This window comes from Antarctobacter heliothermus (genome assembly GCF_900188425.1).
GTDB lineage: Bacteria > Pseudomonadota > Alphaproteobacteria > Rhodobacterales > Rhodobacteraceae > Antarctobacter > Antarctobacter heliothermus.
The window spans coordinates 76,780-93,536 of the sequence record NZ_FZON01000015.1 but is presented as its reverse complement, the minus strand read 5'-3'; the positions used below and the strand labels follow the sequence as shown (position 1 = coordinate 93,536).

General features: G+C 62.2%; 17 protein-coding genes and 1 pseudogene. 6 read left to right on the top strand and 12 right to left on the bottom strand.

The genetic code is table 11. From position 1 onward, the window contains the following. Positions 1–261, bottom strand: a 261-nt coding sequence (locus CHB90_RS10245; RefSeq protein WP_170941030.1) for a transposase, incomplete at its 3' end; no start/stop codon positions are given. 34 nt (positions 262–295) lie between these two features. Here CHB90_RS10245 and CHB90_RS10240 point away from each other — a divergent pair. From CHB90_RS10240 to CHB90_RS10230, 3 genes are all read left to right on the top strand, one after another. Next, the gene (locus CHB90_RS10240) at positions 296–1,072 is read left to right on the top strand and encodes a DUF4747 family protein (protein ID WP_089277770.1); all 777 of its coding nucleotides are present in this window, start codon (positions 296–298) and stop codon (positions 1,070–1,072) included. A gap of 2 nt (positions 1,073–1,074) precedes the next feature. After that, positions 1,075–1,632, top strand: coding sequence for a hypothetical protein (locus CHB90_RS10235; RefSeq protein ID WP_089277769.1), 558 nt, complete (start codon positions 1,075–1,077; stop codon positions 1,630–1,632). Between the two features lie 295 nt (positions 1,633–1,927). Further along, positions 1,928–3,007, top strand: a complete 1,080-nt coding sequence (locus CHB90_RS10230; RefSeq protein WP_089277768.1) for a 2'-deoxycytidine 5'-triphosphate deaminase — start codon at positions 1,928–1,930, stop codon at positions 3,005–3,007. A 24-nt stretch (positions 3,008–3,031) separates the two neighbouring features. On the opposite strand, the gene CHB90_RS26545 is transcribed toward CHB90_RS10230, so the two are convergent. The 8 genes from CHB90_RS26545 to CHB90_RS10195 form a co-directional block, all read right to left on the bottom strand. After that, positions 3,032–3,205: a hypothetical protein gene (locus CHB90_RS26545; protein ID WP_170941029.1), complete on the bottom strand. Its 174-nt coding sequence runs from the start codon at positions 3,203–3,205 to the stop codon at positions 3,032–3,034. A 60-nt stretch (positions 3,206–3,265) separates the two neighbouring features. Next, positions 3,266–3,949 carry an SMC-Scp complex subunit ScpB gene (gene scpB, locus CHB90_RS10225; RefSeq protein WP_089277767.1) on the bottom strand — a complete coding sequence of 228 codons (684 nt, stop codon included), beginning with the start codon at positions 3,947–3,949 and terminating at the stop codon, positions 3,266–3,268. Continuing rightward, positions 3,942–4,733, bottom strand: coding sequence for a segregation and condensation protein A (locus CHB90_RS10220; protein ID WP_089277766.1), 792 nt, complete (start codon positions 4,731–4,733; stop codon positions 3,942–3,944). Before CHB90_RS10220 ends, scpB begins: the two co-directional genes overlap by 8 nt. Then, positions 4,730–5,740, bottom strand: a complete 1,011-nt coding sequence (locus tag CHB90_RS10215) for a glycoside hydrolase family 3 N-terminal domain-containing protein (RefSeq protein WP_089277765.1) — start codon at positions 5,738–5,740, stop codon at positions 4,730–4,732. Before CHB90_RS10215 ends, CHB90_RS10220 begins: the two co-directional genes overlap by 4 nt. Beyond that, positions 5,737–6,723 carry an SPOR domain-containing protein gene (locus CHB90_RS10210; RefSeq protein ID WP_089277764.1) on the bottom strand — a complete coding sequence of 329 codons (987 nt, stop codon included), beginning with the start codon at positions 6,721–6,723 and terminating at the stop codon, positions 5,737–5,739. Before CHB90_RS10210 ends, CHB90_RS10215 begins: the two co-directional genes overlap by 4 nt. Positions 6,724–6,807: 84 nt before the next feature. Further along, on the bottom strand, positions 6,808–8,550 hold the full coding sequence (gene argS, locus CHB90_RS10205; protein WP_089277763.1) for an arginine--tRNA ligase: 1,743 nt from the start codon (positions 8,548–8,550) through the stop codon (positions 6,808–6,810). Between the two features lie 48 nt (positions 8,551–8,598). Then, complete coding sequence (locus tag CHB90_RS10200) at positions 8,599–10,443, bottom strand: cation:proton antiporter (RefSeq protein ID WP_089277762.1); 1,845 nt, start codon at positions 10,441–10,443, stop codon at positions 8,599–8,601. A 66-nt stretch (positions 10,444–10,509) separates the two neighbouring features. After that, entirely contained in the window at positions 10,510–11,754 is a 1,245-nt protein-coding gene (locus CHB90_RS10195; RefSeq protein ID WP_425426610.1) for a deoxyguanosinetriphosphate triphosphohydrolase, read from the bottom strand. A gap of 332 nt (positions 11,755–12,086) precedes the next feature. Between CHB90_RS10195 and CHB90_RS10190 the strand changes: the two genes are divergently transcribed. The 3 genes from CHB90_RS10190 (at position 12,087) to CHB90_RS10180 (ending at position 14,441) form a co-directional block, all read left to right on the top strand. Beyond that, complete coding sequence (locus CHB90_RS10190) at positions 12,087–13,226, top strand: trypsin-like serine peptidase (RefSeq protein WP_089277761.1); 1,140 nt, start codon at positions 12,087–12,089, stop codon at positions 13,224–13,226. A 109-nt stretch (positions 13,227–13,335) separates the two neighbouring features. After that, on the top strand, positions 13,336–14,052 hold the full coding sequence (locus CHB90_RS10185; RefSeq protein WP_089277760.1) for a trypsin-like serine peptidase: 717 nt from the start codon (positions 13,336–13,338) through the stop codon (positions 14,050–14,052). 65 nt (positions 14,053–14,117) lie between these two features. Further along, positions 14,118–14,441, top strand: coding sequence for a HesB/IscA family protein (locus CHB90_RS10180; protein ID WP_089277759.1), 324 nt, complete (start codon positions 14,118–14,120; stop codon positions 14,439–14,441). A gap of 112 nt (positions 14,442–14,553) precedes the next feature. Here the strand turns inward: CHB90_RS10180 and CHB90_RS10175 are convergent, their stop codons facing one another. From CHB90_RS10175 to CHB90_RS26540, 3 genes and pseudogenes are all read right to left on the bottom strand, one after another. Next, entirely contained in the window at positions 14,554–15,447 is an 894-nt protein-coding gene (locus CHB90_RS10175) for a DMT family transporter (protein ID WP_089277758.1), read from the bottom strand. Beyond that, positions 15,444–16,502 carry a DUF6902 family protein gene (locus CHB90_RS10170; RefSeq protein ID WP_089277757.1) on the bottom strand — a complete coding sequence of 353 codons (1,059 nt, stop codon included), beginning with the start codon at positions 16,500–16,502 and terminating at the stop codon, positions 15,444–15,446. The genes CHB90_RS10175 and CHB90_RS10170 overlap by 4 nt, the downstream gene beginning before the upstream one ends. Positions 16,503–16,567: 65 nt before the next feature. Continuing rightward, positions 16,568–16,757, bottom strand: a pseudogene (locus CHB90_RS26540) (DUF6749 family protein); the annotation flags it as partial.

Sequence of the window (16,757 nt, the reverse complement as noted above, 5' to 3'; positions counted from 1 at the left end):
GTCGAGGCCGACCAGGCTCAGTAGGCTTTCAACGAACCCGGTCGTCTGCCGGAGCGCCATGCCGAAAAGGACTTTCATCGTCAGGCATGCCTGGATCGCGGCGTCGCTATAGAGCGGCTGCCGGCCTCGCTTGCCGGTCGGCGGTGGCACCCAGACCATGTCCGGGTCGAACCAGATCGTCAGGGAGCCGCGCTGCTTCAGCGCTTCGTTGTAGGCCGGCCAGTTCTTGGTCTTGTAGCTCGGCGGGATCGGTCTGCTCATGCAGGACAGCTACCACGCTGGATTCACGAGATGAATCCCTCAACCAGCCTTTGCGCAACAAAGCCCTATCACGCAATTCAACAGTGAATCAGGCCTTGGCGTATTTTCGAAATACTCGGAAATCGACATCGACGGCGATTGGTTTGACCTTGACGACTTTGGACCTGCTGCACCTGAACGCTTGGATGAAGTGAGTATTCCAGAGTCTCTACGACCAAACTTTGCCGCTTTTTACTTCAAACTCGATCCCGATCTTCATGTCTTGGCTTTTGAATCTTACTCGGAAAGTAAAGGCTTAAGCGCTCGGTCTGTGGAGAAGTATTTCAAAGAAGCATTGCGTAAACCTCGTATAGTTAAGAAATTTGGTCGCGTTGAGGCCGACGTTGTAAAGAGCTACGGCGAAGTAGAGAGGATCATCCAACTTGAACACTTGAAAGAACTCAAGCTGACCATTCGCCGGCCTAACACAGATGGCGTCTACGGTGATCTAGCCTCAGAAATTGAGGAGCGCCTTGCGGAACAAAACGGCGAGGAATACCAAGAAATAACTCGTTCCAAGGATGAAGACGGTCTCAGTCCGAATGATCGTACAAAGAAGCTCGCAATCGTAGCCGCTGAAAACGGAGAGGTCTCGGGCAAAAGCATTGTGAACGGCGTTTTGGTTTCACATACGACACAGCAGAAGCCAGAAAAAGTTGTGGATACCTACAACAGAGACGAGGTAGGTACGAGAAACAAGTTTCTGCAACTAGCAAGAAAGATCTTGACCGTCGTCCGTAAGCGCCGGTCAGATTTGAGAGACCCTACTTAGAAATGTTGGAAAATCTGCGCATACTCTACCGTCTGTACGGCGGACCTTGGGCAGTTCTTAAGTCGTCCTTCTTTTGGTTTGCAGTTTTCTTTTCTGTGCTGTCATACACATCGGTGCAATCCGCATCATGGGCAACGACCACGCTGTCTTCCATGCCATCGCTGACAGGTTTCACAATCGCCGCTTTTGCTCTTGTGTTTGCCGTACTGGACGAAACCCAGTTGAAGAAACTGCTTCCGGCGGACGAAAATGGCAGTTCCCCGCTGCTGAGGGTGGCAGGATCGCTGGCTCACGCCGTCGTTGTGCAAGTTTTTGCCATCGTGTTGGCCTTTTGCTTCGCGACGGCTGACTCAGGTCCAACCTTGGCAGCATTGAAGAAACTCTATTCCTGCTTCCAAATCGACTTCGCATTGACCGAGGCGGCGCTTGGGTACTTGGCGACCTTTTTCTCATCCCTAGGCCTCCTCCTGTCATACTATGGTTTCGTCTTGGTGATCGCAGCGATCCTTAGCCTGTTTCGAATGTTGGTTATTGTCGCTGGGAAGCAGGCCAAACCCTAACTTGATGGCGCATGCGTCCCAGTAAATCCCAAGTATGTTGCACCGGATTGGTTGCACTCCTTCGCGTAACTGACTGATTCTCTTAAGATGTGTGTCGCTGCTAGCCCGACCAATTTTCCAAATACCCCCCCATTCCATGACCCTGCCTTTGGGGCGCTCCCCGAATGGGTCATATGAATCCCCCCCCTGTCCGCCGTTTTCCTTGGGTCCCTGCGCGTCCGTCGGGCAACGTGGTGCTTTTACGCTCCAACTCTGTGCATCTGCTTGCTAAGACAGATAAAACGAGGGGACAGCGATGACCGGGGTACTGCCCAGCCAAGAAATCGAAACGCTGATTGCGCAAGGCGGGATTGCCGCCGATGTTCCGTTTGTAGACGGACAGGTGCAACCGGCGAGCCTTGATCTACGGCTGGGCCAGGTCGCCTACCGGGTGCGAGCATCCTTTCTGGCCGGTCAGGGGCGCAGTGTCGCTGACCGGATCGAAGAGTTCGAAATGCACAGGATCGAACTGGGGTCCGGCGCAGTGCTGGAAAAGGGCTGTGTCTACCTGGTGCCGCTGATGGAACGCGTGTGCCTGCCCGCAGACGTGCAGGCCATCGCCAACGCCAAAAGCTCGACCGGACGGCTGGATCTGTTGACACGCGTGATCACGAACGGCGGGGTTGAATTTGACCGCATTGGCGCAGGCTATGACGGTCCGCTGTACGCAGAGATCTGCCCGCGCTCTTTTTCTGTTCTGGTGCGTCCCGGCATGCGCCTGAACCAGATTCGTTTTCGGCGCGGCCGGTCCGTGCTGACTGACGCCGAACTGCACGCCCTGCACGACGCCGAAACGCTGGTCGGTGGAGGTACGCCGGTGATCAGTGAGGGGTTGGGGTTTTCGGTGGATCTGCATCCGGGTGACGGCGGGCTAGTCGGCTACCGCGCCCGCCCACATACCGGAGTGATCGATCTGGACCGGATCGGGGCCTATGATCCGCAGGACTACTGGGACGAGCTGCGATCAGACAGCAGGCAACTGATCCTAGATCCGGGTGCGTTTTACATCCTCGTCAGCCGAGAAGCCGTGCATATCCCACCGGGCTATGCCGCCGAAATGGCCCCCTATCTGGCAATGGTGGGGGAATTCCGGGTGCATTATGCCGGGTTCTTCGATCCCGGTTTTGGCCACGCTGCCGCAGGCGGTGCGGGCGCTCGCGGTGTGCTGGAGGTGCGCTGTCATGAGGCGCCCTTTGTGCTGGAACACGGCCAAATCGTCGGCAGGCTTGTCTATGAGCGCATGTCGCAGGTGCCGACGCAGCTATACGGTGCCGGCATCGCGTCGAATTATCAGGGTCAGGGTCTAAAGCTGTCGAAGCACTTTCGCGGCGGTTGATCCATTGGTCAAAGCCGGTTGCGGTCAAAGACGGTTGCCCATCCGCGCCGCGCGACGGGCCTGACGAACGGCGCGCTGCGCCTCACGGCCTTGCTGCCCGCCGCCGCTGGCGCGCTGGATGCCCGCATCAATGCCCTTGTTGACCAGTTTACGCAGTACCATCTGCACGACCATATTGATGATCTGTTGGACGTTCATGCTCGAATCTCCTGTTTTGCCACGCAGAATAGTCCCCAATTGTGCCAATTTTCGGGCGGTTCAATCCTCGAACAACTCGCTCTGACCCTCTTCCGGCCCCTCTTCGGCGTCCACGTCGCCTTCTCCTGCTTGCGGCACACCCAATGGCGACGGGCGGCTCTCCAGCAGACCGGCGGCGCGCAGATCGGCCAACCCCGGAAGATCGCGCGCGGATTCCAACCCGAAGTGATCCAGAAAGCCCTGCGTCACCACAAACGTCACCGGACGTCCCGGCGTCATGCGGCGGCGGCCAAAACGGATCCACTCCATCTCCAGCAATTGATCCACCGTCCCGCGCGACACGGACACGCCGCGAATTTCCTCGATCTCGGCGCGTGTGACCGGCTGGTGATAGGCAATGATGGCCAGCGTCTCGACTGCCGCGCGCGACAGTTTGCGGGTTTCTACCGTTTCGCGCTGCATCAAAAACCCAAGGTCCGGCGCGGTGCGGATCGCCCAGGCGTCCCCCACCCGGACTACCTGCACGCCGCGCCCGTCATAGCGTTTGCGCAGGTAAACCAGCGCCTCGGCGGCATCACAGCCATGCGGCATCCGGTCGTTCAATTCCTTCACCGTCACGGGTACTGCGCTGGCAAACAGGATCGCCTCGACCATACGCTCCTGCTCGGCGATGGGCGGGGCCTCGAACAGGCTGTCACGGGGTGCGCGGTCTTCGACGGGTGCCGCCTCGGGGGTTTCAGTCATCCCGCCTCTCCTTGCGGCGCATCATGATTGGCTCAAAGGTGCCGGATTGCTTCAGCTCGGCTTTACCTTCCTTGACCAATTCCAGCGATGCGGCAAAGGTCGCGGCGGTGGCAGATCGCCAGCGCACAGGATCCTCAAACCAGCCATCGGGCAGATAGCTCTGGATGTCGGTCCATGCCCCGGCAAATCCGATCAGGCCCCGGATCCGTTCCAGCGCCTGCTCCATCGTAAAGACGCGATCCCGGTCCAGGACAAAGGGGCGAAATTCATCACGGGTGCGGATGCGGGCATAACCCTGCATCAGATCCAACAGCGTGGCGGTGTATTTCACTTGTCGCACCTGTTCGACCTGCTCTGGCAGGCCGCGTGCAAAGAAATCGCGCCCCAACTGGTCGCGCCCCATCAAACGCGCGGCGACGTCGCGCATCGCCTGCAAACGCTCGAGCTGAAAGGCCAGATGCGCCGCCAGATCCTCTCCCGATGGCCCCTCTTCGGTCGGGTCGGGCGGCAGCAGTAGGCGGGACTTCAGGAAGGCCAGCCAGGCCGCCATCACCAGATAATCCGCAGCCAGTTCGATCCGCAGCGTCTTGGCCTTTTCGACAAAGCCAAGGTATTGCCGCGCCAGTTGCAGGATCGAGATCTTGCGCAAATCCACCTTTTGCGTTCGCGCCATGTTCAGCAGCAGATCAAGCGGCCCTTCAAAGCCGTCCACATCAACCACCAGCGCCTCGGCGGCGAGGCGATCGGTGACCGAAAATTCGACAAGATCCGGGGTATCGCTCATGCGGGGTCGGTGTGCGGGTCCAAAGCTGCGAAGGCATCAGCCTCAGCGCGCAGGGCCGCGATGTCAACCGGCTTGGGCGTGGCACGGGCCTGCAAGGCGCGCTCAGCGCGGGCCTGCGCCGGTGCATCCATCGCGCCGACGGCATCGCATAGCGCCTGCATCTCGGCCAGATCGCCATTGCAATGCAGGACAACATCACAGCCCGCGCTGCGCGCTGCGACACCGCGTTCGGCCACAGAACCGGTCAGCGCCTGCATCGAGATGTCGTCGGTCATCAACAGCCCGTCAAAACCGATCTGATCCCGCATTACGCGATTCATCACCGGCGACAGGGTTGCGGGCCGGGGGTCGATGTCCTCGAAAACCAGATGCGCGGTCATGGCCAGCGGCAGGTCTGCAAAGGCCTTGAATACGGCGAAATCCTGACGGTCCAGTATGGCGCGATCCGTTGTCACGCGCGGCAGGTCCAGATGGCTATCCAGCGTGCCCAGCCCGTGACCCGGCATGTGTTTCATCACCGGCAGCACGCCGCCGTCGAGACATCCCTGCACCACGGCGCGGCCATGGCGGATCACCGTATCGCCATCGGTGCCGTAACAGCGGTTGCGCAAAACCGCGTGGGTGTCGGCGCGGGCAATGTCCAGCGTCGGGATACAGTTGCCGTCAATTCCCAGCCCGCGCAATTCATCGGCGATCAGACGTGCGCGCAGGTAAAACCGTCGCTCTGCATCCGGGGCTGTGGCATCTTCCAGTGGCGCGGGCCAGTCGCGCGCCAGCGGTGGGCGCAGGCGTTGCACGCGACCGCCCTCCTGGTCGATAAAGATCGGTGCGTTGTGACTCGCCGCCGCACGCAACGAGTCACATAGCGCGCGGATCTGGTCCGCATCCTGCAAATTGCGGTTAAAGAGGATAAAGCCAAAGGGTCGCATCCCGGAATAGAGAGAAAGTTCCGCATTTGAGAGCGCCGTGCCAGCACAGCCAAGAATGACCGCGCCAAAGGCGCTCATCGTGTGACAACCGGGATGCAGTCGACTTTTTGCGCGACAAAGGCGGCGCAGAACCGACGTGCGTCAGAGAGATCTTCGAACCCATGCGCCCGCAGCCGGTAGAAGGTGCGCCCTCCGGACGAGGCCTTTTGGATCACCCGGTCCTTGCCATCCAGATAGTCGCCAAACCGCCCATCAAGACGCTGCCATTCCGACCGAGCGGCCTCGGGGCTGTCAAAGGCCCCGATCTGCACCAACCGGGTTCCGGCGGACAAAGTGGCAGGATCCAGTTCCGTCACCGGCCCAGAGGCGGCAGCGGCGACAACAGCGGCCTGCGTTGTCCGCGGCGCGCTTGCCAGACCGGCAGGACGCAAGCGCGGACGCAGCGACCGGGAAAGGCCGGGGCCATCAAACAACGCGCGATCCGTGTCAGGCAGAACAGAGGCCAGTGCGGTCACTACCTCGGCGTCCGTGCCCTCGGGCAAGGCGCTGAGCGGCTTGGCGCGCGCGGCGATCTCATCGGCGAGAGCAGAGAGCGCGGTGTTCGGTTCCGGGCTTTCGGGGATCGGCGCGCCCTTGGGCGGCACCTCGACGATCTCGGCGTTGCGGGCCAGCGTGGGTTGCACATCGCGCGGTCTTTCGACCGGGGCCAAGGCCCCCAACGCCACATCATCCGCCTGAAGACCCGCAGCGCGCGGCGCAAGCGTCAACCGGTCGACCGGGTCAGCCGCGCCGCCGAAACCGGCGACCGCGTTGACCGCAAGCCCTTGATGATCGGCCAACGTGCCGCCCGGATCGTCGGGGGCCACACGCATCGGGCCGGACATGGCCTGCACGATGGGCACGCCGCTGACGTCCCGTGCCACGACCCCGTAGCCCCAGACCGCGATGCCCACAACCAGCGCCAGCGACATTGCCGCCCCGGCCCAGTTCGCCATCGACGCCATGTTGCCAGAACCCGAAACCGGGGCCGAGTGGCCCCCTTCATAGGTGAAATCCGCCATTGCTGCCTCATGTCCCCCAGGCAGTGCTTTGCCACCCGGATGCGTTACTGCTCAACTCGAGACCCGGGCCGGAGGCGGCTTTTGTCAGCGCATTTCTTCCACCGGGGTCACCCCAAGGATACCAAGACCGGCAGAAATCACAACCGCCACGGACCGCGCCAGCGCAATTTTGGCCTGTGTTGCAGACGGATCATCCTGAACAAAGCGCAATTCGGGCTGATCGTTGCCCCGGTTCCACAGCCCGTGCAGGTCTGCGGCCAACTCGCTGAGGTAGGTGGCGATGCGGTGCGGTTCCTGAGTGCGGGCGGCAATTTCCACCAGACGCGGCCATTCCGCCAGCTTGCCCGCCAGCGTGATTTCCGCCGGGTGGGTCATGTCGGACAGATCGGCGGCGGCCAGTGCGGCGTCACTGACATCCACACCCGCGTCCGCCGCCTTGCGCAGCACTGAACAGATCCGGGCATGGGCATATTGCACATAAAAGACCGGGTTTTCCTTGGACTGCTCGACAACCTTGTCGAGGTCGAAATCCAGCGCCGCGTCGCTTTTGCGCGTCAGCATGTGAAAACGCGCCACGTCAGGCCCGACCAGATCGACCAAATCGCGCAGGGTGACAAAGGTCCCTGCCCGCTTGGACATCTTGAAAGGCTCACCGTTCTTGAACAGCTTGACCAGCTGGATCAGCTTGATCTCCAGCGGCACGCGGCCATCGGACAAGGCGGAAACCGCCGCCTTCATCCGTTTGACATAGCCGCCGTGATCGGCACCAAAGATGTCGATGAGCAGATCAAAACCGCGCTCCACCTTGTCATAGTGATAGGCGATGTCCGGGGCGAAATAAGTCCAGTTGCCGTCCGATTTCATGATCGGACGATCCACGTCGTCGCCGTGTTCGGTGCTCTTGAAAAGGGTTTGTTCGCGCGGCTCCCAATCCTCGGGCTTTTTGCCCTTGGGTGGTTCCAGCACGCCGCGATAGATCAGCCCCTTGGCACGCAGGCTATCGATGGCGGTCTCGATTTTGCCGGTGCCATACAGGGATTTTTCGCTGAAGAAGTGGTCCATGTGGACGCCAAGTGCGGCCAGATCGGCGCGGATCAGCTCCATCATCGCGTCAGTGGCGAACTCGCGCACCTCTTGCAGCCAGTCCTCTTCGGGAGCATCCAGCCAGATGTCCCCGACCTTGTCCTTGAGCGCCTCGCCCACGGGGATCAGGTAATCGCCGGGATAGCTGCCCTCGGGCCAATCGACGCTGAGATCATGCGCCTCCTGATACCGCAGATAGACCGACCGGGCGAGCGTATCGACCTGACCGCCGCCATCGTTGATGTAGTATTCGCGCGTCACGTCGTATCCCGCATAGGCCAGCAATGACGCCATCGCGTCGCCGACAATCGCGCCGCGCGCGTGACCGACGTGCATTGGCCCGGTCGGGTTGGCAGAGACGTATTCGACGTTAACCTTCTTGCCCTGCCCCATGACAGAGCGCCCGTAGGCGGTGCCGTCCCGCAGGATCGCGCCCGGCAGGGTCTGCCAGACCGCAGGTGCCAGCCTCAGGTTCAAAAAGCCCGGCCCGGCAACCTCGGCAGAGGCAATACGCGCGTCGGTGCGCAGCTTGGCGGCCAGCGCCTCGGCGATGTCGCGCGGCTTGGCCTTGGCGGGCTTGGCCAGCACCATGGCAGCATTGGTCGCCATGTCTCCATGCAGCGGATCGCGCGGCGGTTCGGTGGTGACCGGATCGGTGTTTAGCCCCGCGGGCAGCGTGCCCTCGGACTGCAATGCTTCGATGCCCTCGATCACAAGGGCGCGGATGTCGGAAAACAGGTTCATGTCAGCGGCTCCAAGGTTGGCCGGTCTCTATCACTTTGGCACGGCGCGTCAAACGTCCGCCGTGTCGGTGTCCTCTTGCACCGGTCGTCGTTCAGCCCGTTTGGGCAGGCGGGTCAACAGTCGCGTCCCTGACGTGCCGCGCAATTCGTCCTCTGGCCCCAGCAGACGCAAGGTGCCGTTTGGCCCCAGTTCGGCCATGGCCACGGCTTCGGGTTGGGCGGCGCGCCAGTCTTCCAGCGTGAATTCCTCGGTCAGTTTGGTGACCCGGAATTCACAGCCCCCTGCGATCACCGCATTCACCTCAAAGAACGTCTCATCCGCGCCAAGCGCCTTGCCGCCCAGCGTGGCAGGCAGGCTGTGGCGGCTGGACGTGTCGCGCACCCGCTTGATCTGAAAGATGTTCTCACGGCCGAATTCCGGCGCAAGGTCGGTAGCGACCAATGTGTTGTAGGCGTCATTGTCGCTGGCGCAGATCAGTTTCTCGTAGACGACAAATTCAACCCGGTCCTCGGCGGCCTCGGACAGGATGTCGCCATAGAATGTGTCTATCCCGGCCTCGCGTGCGCTGCGCAGGTGGGCATTGTTGGGGTCGGCGATGATGACGGGCAAGTCCATCTTCTTGAACGCCGCGCCCAGTTCGACGGCCCATTTCGACCCACCCATGATCAGAACGCCGGGCAGGCGCGAGGCGGTCAACCCCAACAGCCGCGCCATGGGGGCCAGGGTAAAGCCGTGCAGCACCACGGTGGCGGCGACCAACGCAAAGGCCAGCGGGGCGACCTTGTCCGCGTCCTCGACCCCGATCTGTACCAGACGTTCGCCAAACAGCCCCGCAACCGCCACCAGAACCACGCCCCGCGGCCCGGTCAAGGCAACCAGCAGGCGTTCCTTCCATTCGACATTGGTAAAGGCCAGCGCCGCCAGCACCGGCAAGGGCCGCGCCAGCAGGATCACTGCCAGCACAAAGGCCCCTGCCCGCCAATCCAGCACCGCAAGGCGTTCAAAACTCATGCCTGCCGCCAGCAGGATGAACACACCCGACACCAGCAGGACGGTGGCATGTTCCTTGAAACGATACAGCTCGGCAAAGCTGGGCAGGCCCGCGTTGGCGATCCACAGTCCCATGATGGTCACGGCCAGCAGGCCGGATTCGTGCAGGACGTGATCGGCCACGGCAAAAACCGCCAACAGCACCACAAACAGCACCGGCACCTTCATGTATTCCGGCACCAGCGCCTGACGAAAAGCGCGCACGATGCCCCAGCCGCCCGCAAGGCCCAGCGCCGAGGCCATGGCGATCCCGATCAGCAGCTCCATCACCGCCGGACCGGCCCCTGTCGCGGTGCGCAGAACCAGCACCACCTCAAAGGCCAGCACAGCCGCCAACGCGCCCACCGGATCGTTGACGATGGCCTCCCACTGCAACAGTGCGGCGGGGCGGCGGCGCAGGCGCGCCTGCCGCAACAGCGGCGCGATCACCGTCGGGCCGGTGACAATCATGATGCCGCCAAAGACGGCGGAGGTCTCCCAACTCAGACCCGCAACCCAATGCAGCGCCGAGGTCGAGGCCAGCCACCCCAGCGGCGCGCCGATCAGCACCAACCTGCGCACCCCCTTGGCCGCATCCGACAGCCGGTGCAGATCCAGCGTCAGGCCGCCTTCGAACAGGATGATGGCGACCGCCACGGCGATCATCGGTTGCAGCATGTCGCCGAACTGCACCGCCGGGTCCAGCACCCCGGTCACCGGACCAATCACCAGCCCGGCCACCAGCATCAGCACAATGGCGGGCAGACGCAGCCGCCATGCCAGCCATTGGCTGCCGACGCCAAGCGCGCCCACAAGCCCAAAGGCTAGAACAGGATCCAATCCGCCTGCTTCTGCAACTGCCATGAAGTGCTCCCTGCCCTATTGGTTCAGCCCTGCCCGACGGCGTCGGTACGGTGCGGTCCGGCGATCTCAGGCACCCGCGTCCTGACCCGGCCAAAGGCCCTCCAGCACATCGCGCCCGGAAAACCGCGCGTGCTGTTGCAAGGCGAACCGATCCGTCATCCCGGCTATATAGTCCGCAACCAGCCGCGCCAACGCCGTTTCATTGGGGGCTTGCGCCACGTCTCCCTGCCAGCGCTGCGGCAGCAGTATCGGGTCGGCCAGATAGACCGGGAACAGTTCATTCACCGCCTGCGTGACGCGACTGCGTTGCTCCATCACATGCGGCGCGCGGTACATGTTGCTGAACAGGAACGACCGGATCTGTTTCAGGTCCCCCCACATGGCATCGGAGAAACCAATCACCGGATGGCCAATGTCGCGGATGTCCTGCGCGTTGGTCGCGCCCGAGGCGGCAAGACGCGCGCGCGATGTTTCGATCAGGTCGGTGACCATGGCACCAAAAACCCGCCTCAATGCCTCGTGTCGCCTACGATAGCTGTCCGTGTCGGGGTATTTCGCGTCGACCTCTGCATAGGCATCGCGGACGATGGGCAGATGCGCAATCTGGTCTTCGGTAAACAGACCGGCGCGCAAACCGTCATGCAGATCGTGGTTGTTGTAGGCAATGTCATCCGACAGCGCCGCCACCTGCGCCTCTGCGCTGGCATGGGTGTGCAATTCCAGATCATGCCCGGCGTTGTAGTCGGTCAGTGCGTAGGGAATGTCGCCGATCAATTGACCGTCAGGGCCCAGCGGCGCAACCGGACCGTTGTGTTTGGCAATGCCCTCCAGCGTGTCCCATGTCAGGTTCAAGCCATCAAATTCAGCATAATGCCGTTCCAGCCGGGTAACGATGCGCAGCGTCTGGGCGTTGTGATCGAACCCGCCGTAGGGCGCCATGAGGGCATGCAGCGCTTCCTCACCCGTGTGGCCGAACGGCGTGTGGCCCAGATCATGCGCCAGTGCCACCGCCTCTGTCAGGTCAAAGTTCAACCCCAGCGCCCCGGCGATGGTCCGCGCCACCTGCGCCACCTCGATCGAATGGGTCAGCCGCGTGCGATAGAAATCGCCCTCATGTTCCACAAAGACCTGCGTCTTGTGTTTCAACCGGCGAAAGGCCGAGCAATGAATGATCCGATCGCGGTCGCGCTGAAAGCACGAGCGATGCGCGCTTTCCTCTTCAGGAAAGCGACGACCGCGTGCACCCTCAGGCGTCGAGGCAAAGCTGGCGCGCATGAAATTTGTCCCGGCTGTCTGTTCCTGGGCCGTCATACCTGCTGCCCCCTGCAAGAACAACGACTTGCGACAAGGATTGCAGCGCCTGCCCCCGCGCCCCCGTGTTTCACGACGCACGACCCCACTTGTTTCACAAAAACCTGTCCCGCTGCACCGGATGTGACTGTCGCCCCGGCCAACGACTCAAGAGTGTGCACCCTCGTCACGATTGCAGTCCCTTCAGGACCGCCCCGCAGCCGGTTTCAACCATTTCAATCACTTGGCGATTTGACCGCCGTCAAAACGTCCGGGGAACCTTACTATGCGTGTGGCGACGCAAAAGGTAGACTGGGCACAAGTATTTTAGTGTTCAACCCTTGGAGAAAGCCATGTTCAGCCCCCTGCGCAGCGTTGCCCTCAGCTGTATCATCCTCGCCCTGCCCGCGTCTGCGATTGCGCAAAGCGAGGCCGACAAGATCAAACCAAACGTCGAAACCCTGGTCCTGGATCCCACGGCCAAGTCCGAAAAGGCCGATGATCCGATCACCATACGGTCAAAGAACCCCACGCTGATCAATCCCGGAGCCCCTCCGGCCAAGGCACCGAACCCAGGCGGGACGCGCCCGCCGGCGCCGACCCCAAGACCCGCACCGCCGCCCGAGCAGATCATCACGCAGCCACTGATCAACCCTGGTGCCACACGTCCGCCCGCGCCGCCGTTCGTGACCCCGACTCCGATCACCCCGCGTCAGACGCTTGTTCCAACGCCGCCCCCGCAACCCCGCCCCCTTGGCCCCCAGCTGACCGGCGTACCGCTGGATCCGACCTCTTCCACAGACGCAAAGCCGGTCGAGGAAATGCCTTACATCACCTTTGCCGCCCCGAACTATGGCGACGGCTATGAGGTGTCGATCCTCAACAGTGTGCGCGGCACCGGCCGTCTGAGGGTGACCACCGACTATGGTCCGGTGTTCTGCACCGGCTTTGTGTTTGGCCCCACGGTTGTGGCGACCTCTTATGCCTGTGTGCCCGGTATCCTTGAGAATCCGAACACAGGTGCCAGCAAGATCGAGGAAATCCGCATCGTTTTTGACCATGTATTCCCCGATCAGCGTCTGTGGTCGGCTCAGGGCTATGTCCTGACTCTCGACCCCGCCCTGTCGAGCCGCGAAACCGGCATTGCCGTGCTGCATATCGCCAATCCGGACACCAGCTTTGCCCCGGACCGTATCCAACGCGTCGGCAAGGCGGTTCCCGATCCGCGGTCGCCGCTGTTCATGCTGTCACATCCGCGCGGAGGATCGATGCAGTTCCAGCACTGTGGCGCGGTTCACGCCGATCCGGCCTACCTGCCCGCCAAGACGTTTGAACACTCGTGCGAGAGCGATTTCGGCGATCTGGGCGCTCCGATCTTTGACGCCGCCACCGGCGCGGTCGTCGGGCTGCACCTCAGCCACCAGTTGTCGACCGGGCGCCGCTTTGCCCAGCAGACGCTGGATCTGGCCAACTGGATCGGCGACCAGCAATAGTCCAGGACTGCGAAACCCCGCCCCCGCCCCGCTTGGGCGGGGGCTTTGCCGTCTTTGGCAGTTCGGGTCGAAAGTGATATGAATTTCTGAGTTGGATGAAGGATTTTCCATGCGTTTTATATCTCTTGCCTTGCTTGCAGGTCTCGCCCTTTCGTTTTCCCCCACTGCAAGTGCCGCCTGCGAGGGGGACAATTGCTCTTTGCCCGACGATGACACCGTGCGCGCGCTGGCGCGCGGGGTCGGTCGGATCGACATCCTGCTTCGTGAAGGCGCGGGCTATTGCTCTGGTTTTGTTGTCGCGCCGACCATCGTCGCCACGTCCTGGCATTGTGTTCCCGGCAAGATGCAGGTGGATGGCTACCCCACCGCGCTGATTTCCGGCATCTTGCTAGACTACACCGCAAAGGACGGTCAGGGCGCGGAAACGCGTTACCTGTACTTTGATCCCCGCATGGGGTCCGAAGGGTTCGGCGTCAGCTTTCTGCAACTGATCGACCCCAAGGCCGAGTTCGAAGAAGATCGCGTCATGACCCTCTCGGCTGAACCGCGCGAACCGGGACAACCTTTGGCCGCGCTGGTGCATGAGAAAGGCGCCCCAATGCGTTATGTGATCGACGGCTGCGCCGTGACCGAAAAGGGTGATGCTGGCGACGATGTGGTCCTGCACAATTGCGCAATCGGGGATGGTGCGCCCGGCGCGCCGCTGCTGGACCCTGACAGCGGCGAGGTTGTGGCCATTCACTTGTCTGTGGGCAAGGATGGCAGTTCGCGCGCACGCAGCGCCGCCGCGTTGCTGCGGCTCCTGCCGCCATCCGAGGCCAAATGACACGGCTTGAAGCTGGGCTCGGAGATGCCTAGATCCTTGGTCAAAGCCATCTGAGGGGGAATGATATGCACCTGCCACCGAAAGTAACGGACCGCGCGTTTGCGCGCCTGGCCGAAATCGGCGCCAGGACAGACGGCAAGGCATTGCGCGTGGCCGTAGAGGGCGGCGGCTGTTCCGGCTTTCAGTATGAGATCAAACTGGACGCTCCGGCGGACGACGACTTGGTGATTGCAGGGGGCGACGAGCAGGTGATTGTCGATCCGGTCTCACTGCCGTTCCTGTCCGGGGCCGTGATCGACTTTTCGGACGAATTGATCGGTGCGCGGTTTGTGATCGAAAACCCGAATGCCACCAGTTCCTGTGGCTGCGGGACGTCTTTTTCGATCTGAGACCCGTCCAGTGGCGGCGCTGGGTTTGCTCATCCCTCAGCAGAAAGACATGAAAAAGGGCGTCCACTGCGGACGCCCTTGTCATTTTCGCGTCTTTAGTTTCGTCACCAGATCACTCTGCCGGGATGACCCGAGCGCGACCAAGGTGTTCCTCAAGGATCAGCCACATACCAGAGCCAACCACCAGCATTACCCCCGCCCATGTGCCGATTGTCGGGATCTCGCCAAAGGCCAGAAAGCCGATCACCACCATCCAGACAAATTGCAGGTTCATCAGCGGCGTGGCGACATAGGCAGGCAGCAGGCGCAGCGCCTCTGCCACAATATAGCGGGCGGCGAACAGAGCAGCGGCATAGGCGGTGACCCAGCCCATGTCGGTCAGGCTCATGGGTTTCCAGACAAAGGGCAGCGCTGCGGCCATGGTCACCATCAACGCGGCATTTGGCCAGAACACCTGCGCCAGAGGTGCGCGTTCTGCCTTGGCGATGACGCGGGCCGCCAGCATCGACCCGCAGCCGGTGACGGCGGCCAACAGCGCCCAGCCATGGCCCGCCTGCGCGTTCGACACGCCTCCCGGCATCAGGAACAGGATACCGCCCGCCCCCAGGGCCAGCGCCGCCCAGGCGGCCGGGCGCGGTGTCTCATTCAGAACCGGACCGGACAGCACGGCGGCGATCAGCGGGATCAACCCGATAAAAAGAAAGACGTCGGCAAAGGGCAACAGGCGAAAGGCCTGAAAGAACGCGACCGAGGCGACAACCGTCAGAACCGATCTCACGATCATGGGTTTTCTGGACCGGATGCGCAGACCCGGCCCCGTGTCATTGGCCTGCGCGCCCGCAAGCGCGAAGGCCATGACCAGCGCCGAGGACAACACAAACAGTTGCGGCGCGGCGTAGCCACCGGCAATGAACTTGGTGATACCGTCTGCCGCGGCCATCATGCCGGTGTAGGCGACGATCAGCGCGGCCCCGACCATTGCGCTGGAAAGAACAACCCGGTTCATGCGCGACCCGCCCGGGCGAAACCCTCGAAATAGGCATCGAACAGCGCACTTGACTTCACGGCAACATTGAGAACGTCGCGGGCCTGCGGCGATAGCGACGGCTCCATCATTGGCCGCATCCGACCCCAGTCGCCAGAGCGGTGGTCAAGACCGTAGATTGCCTGGCTGAGTTCGCGCAGGACAGTCTGCGCGCGTGCCCCGCTCTTGAAGTGCAGGCGGTCATCGCAGACAGGTTTGCGGAACAGCGCAGAGCCTGTGACCGCCTGATGCCAGTTGCACACCAGATATTCGTGGTAGTCGTCATTGACCGACGCCGAGGTATCGGCGGTGACCCCATAAGCGGCGGTTTCCTGTTCCAGCCATGCGGTCCAGACTGCTGGCGGCGTGCGACCTGCATAGTGCAGCGCGATGCACACCTCGGCCACCAGATCCGCGTTCTGATCCAGAAAGGCGGTCAGCCCTGCGAAATGCAGGCTCTGGATTGCCTCGTCCGGCAGACCGGGATCGCGGCGGCCATATTCCGACAGGTAGTAGACGATATGGGTCAGCTCATACGCGGCTTTCTTGTTGGGCAATGCAAAGGTTGCAGTGCGGGCGCAGAAGGCACGCAACCGATCGTCCAGACCGGCGTCGCGGATCGGATCAATGCCGCGACGGGACATCAGGCGACGCGCCTCGGCCCGTTGCAGGTCCGAAAGCTCGGCCTCTGCCAGCCCTTCGCGGGCTGCGAAATCCACCATCTTCTGCGCCTGGTGTCCCGGCATCCCGAGATCTTCGAGATCCAGCGCCAGCGACAGCAAAAAGCGGTAGTATTGCGGAAAGAATTCCAGCCGGGTCACCGCGTCGGCATAAAACCCCGCGTGTCGCGCCAACGCCTCTGGCGCAACGGTCTGTCCGGTACATTCCAGAATATTCAGAAGTTCAGCATTTTCCTTCAACCAGAACACGTCATCGCCGGTGCGGCGGTGATCGGCAAAGGCTCCCAGAAGCGCGGTAATCCGCGCTTCCAGTGGGGGTATCCGGGACGGGACGGTCAGTTGGATGATATTGCTCATCGCTGGGTTCTCCTGCTGTCTTGCGGCAGAGCGACCCCGCCCCGCCCGGGTATCGGTGGTATGGATCAGGCGCGCGTCGGGCCGGACCAGCTGGTAAAGGCCTGAACGCTATCGCCGGTTTCGGTATCGCCTGTCACCGGACCGGACCACGAGGTGAACGCCTCGACGTTGTCGCCTGCATCGCGGTCGCCTGCGGTGGGGCCAGACCAGGACGTGAAGGCCTGCACATTGTCGCCACGCTGAGCGTCGCCAGTC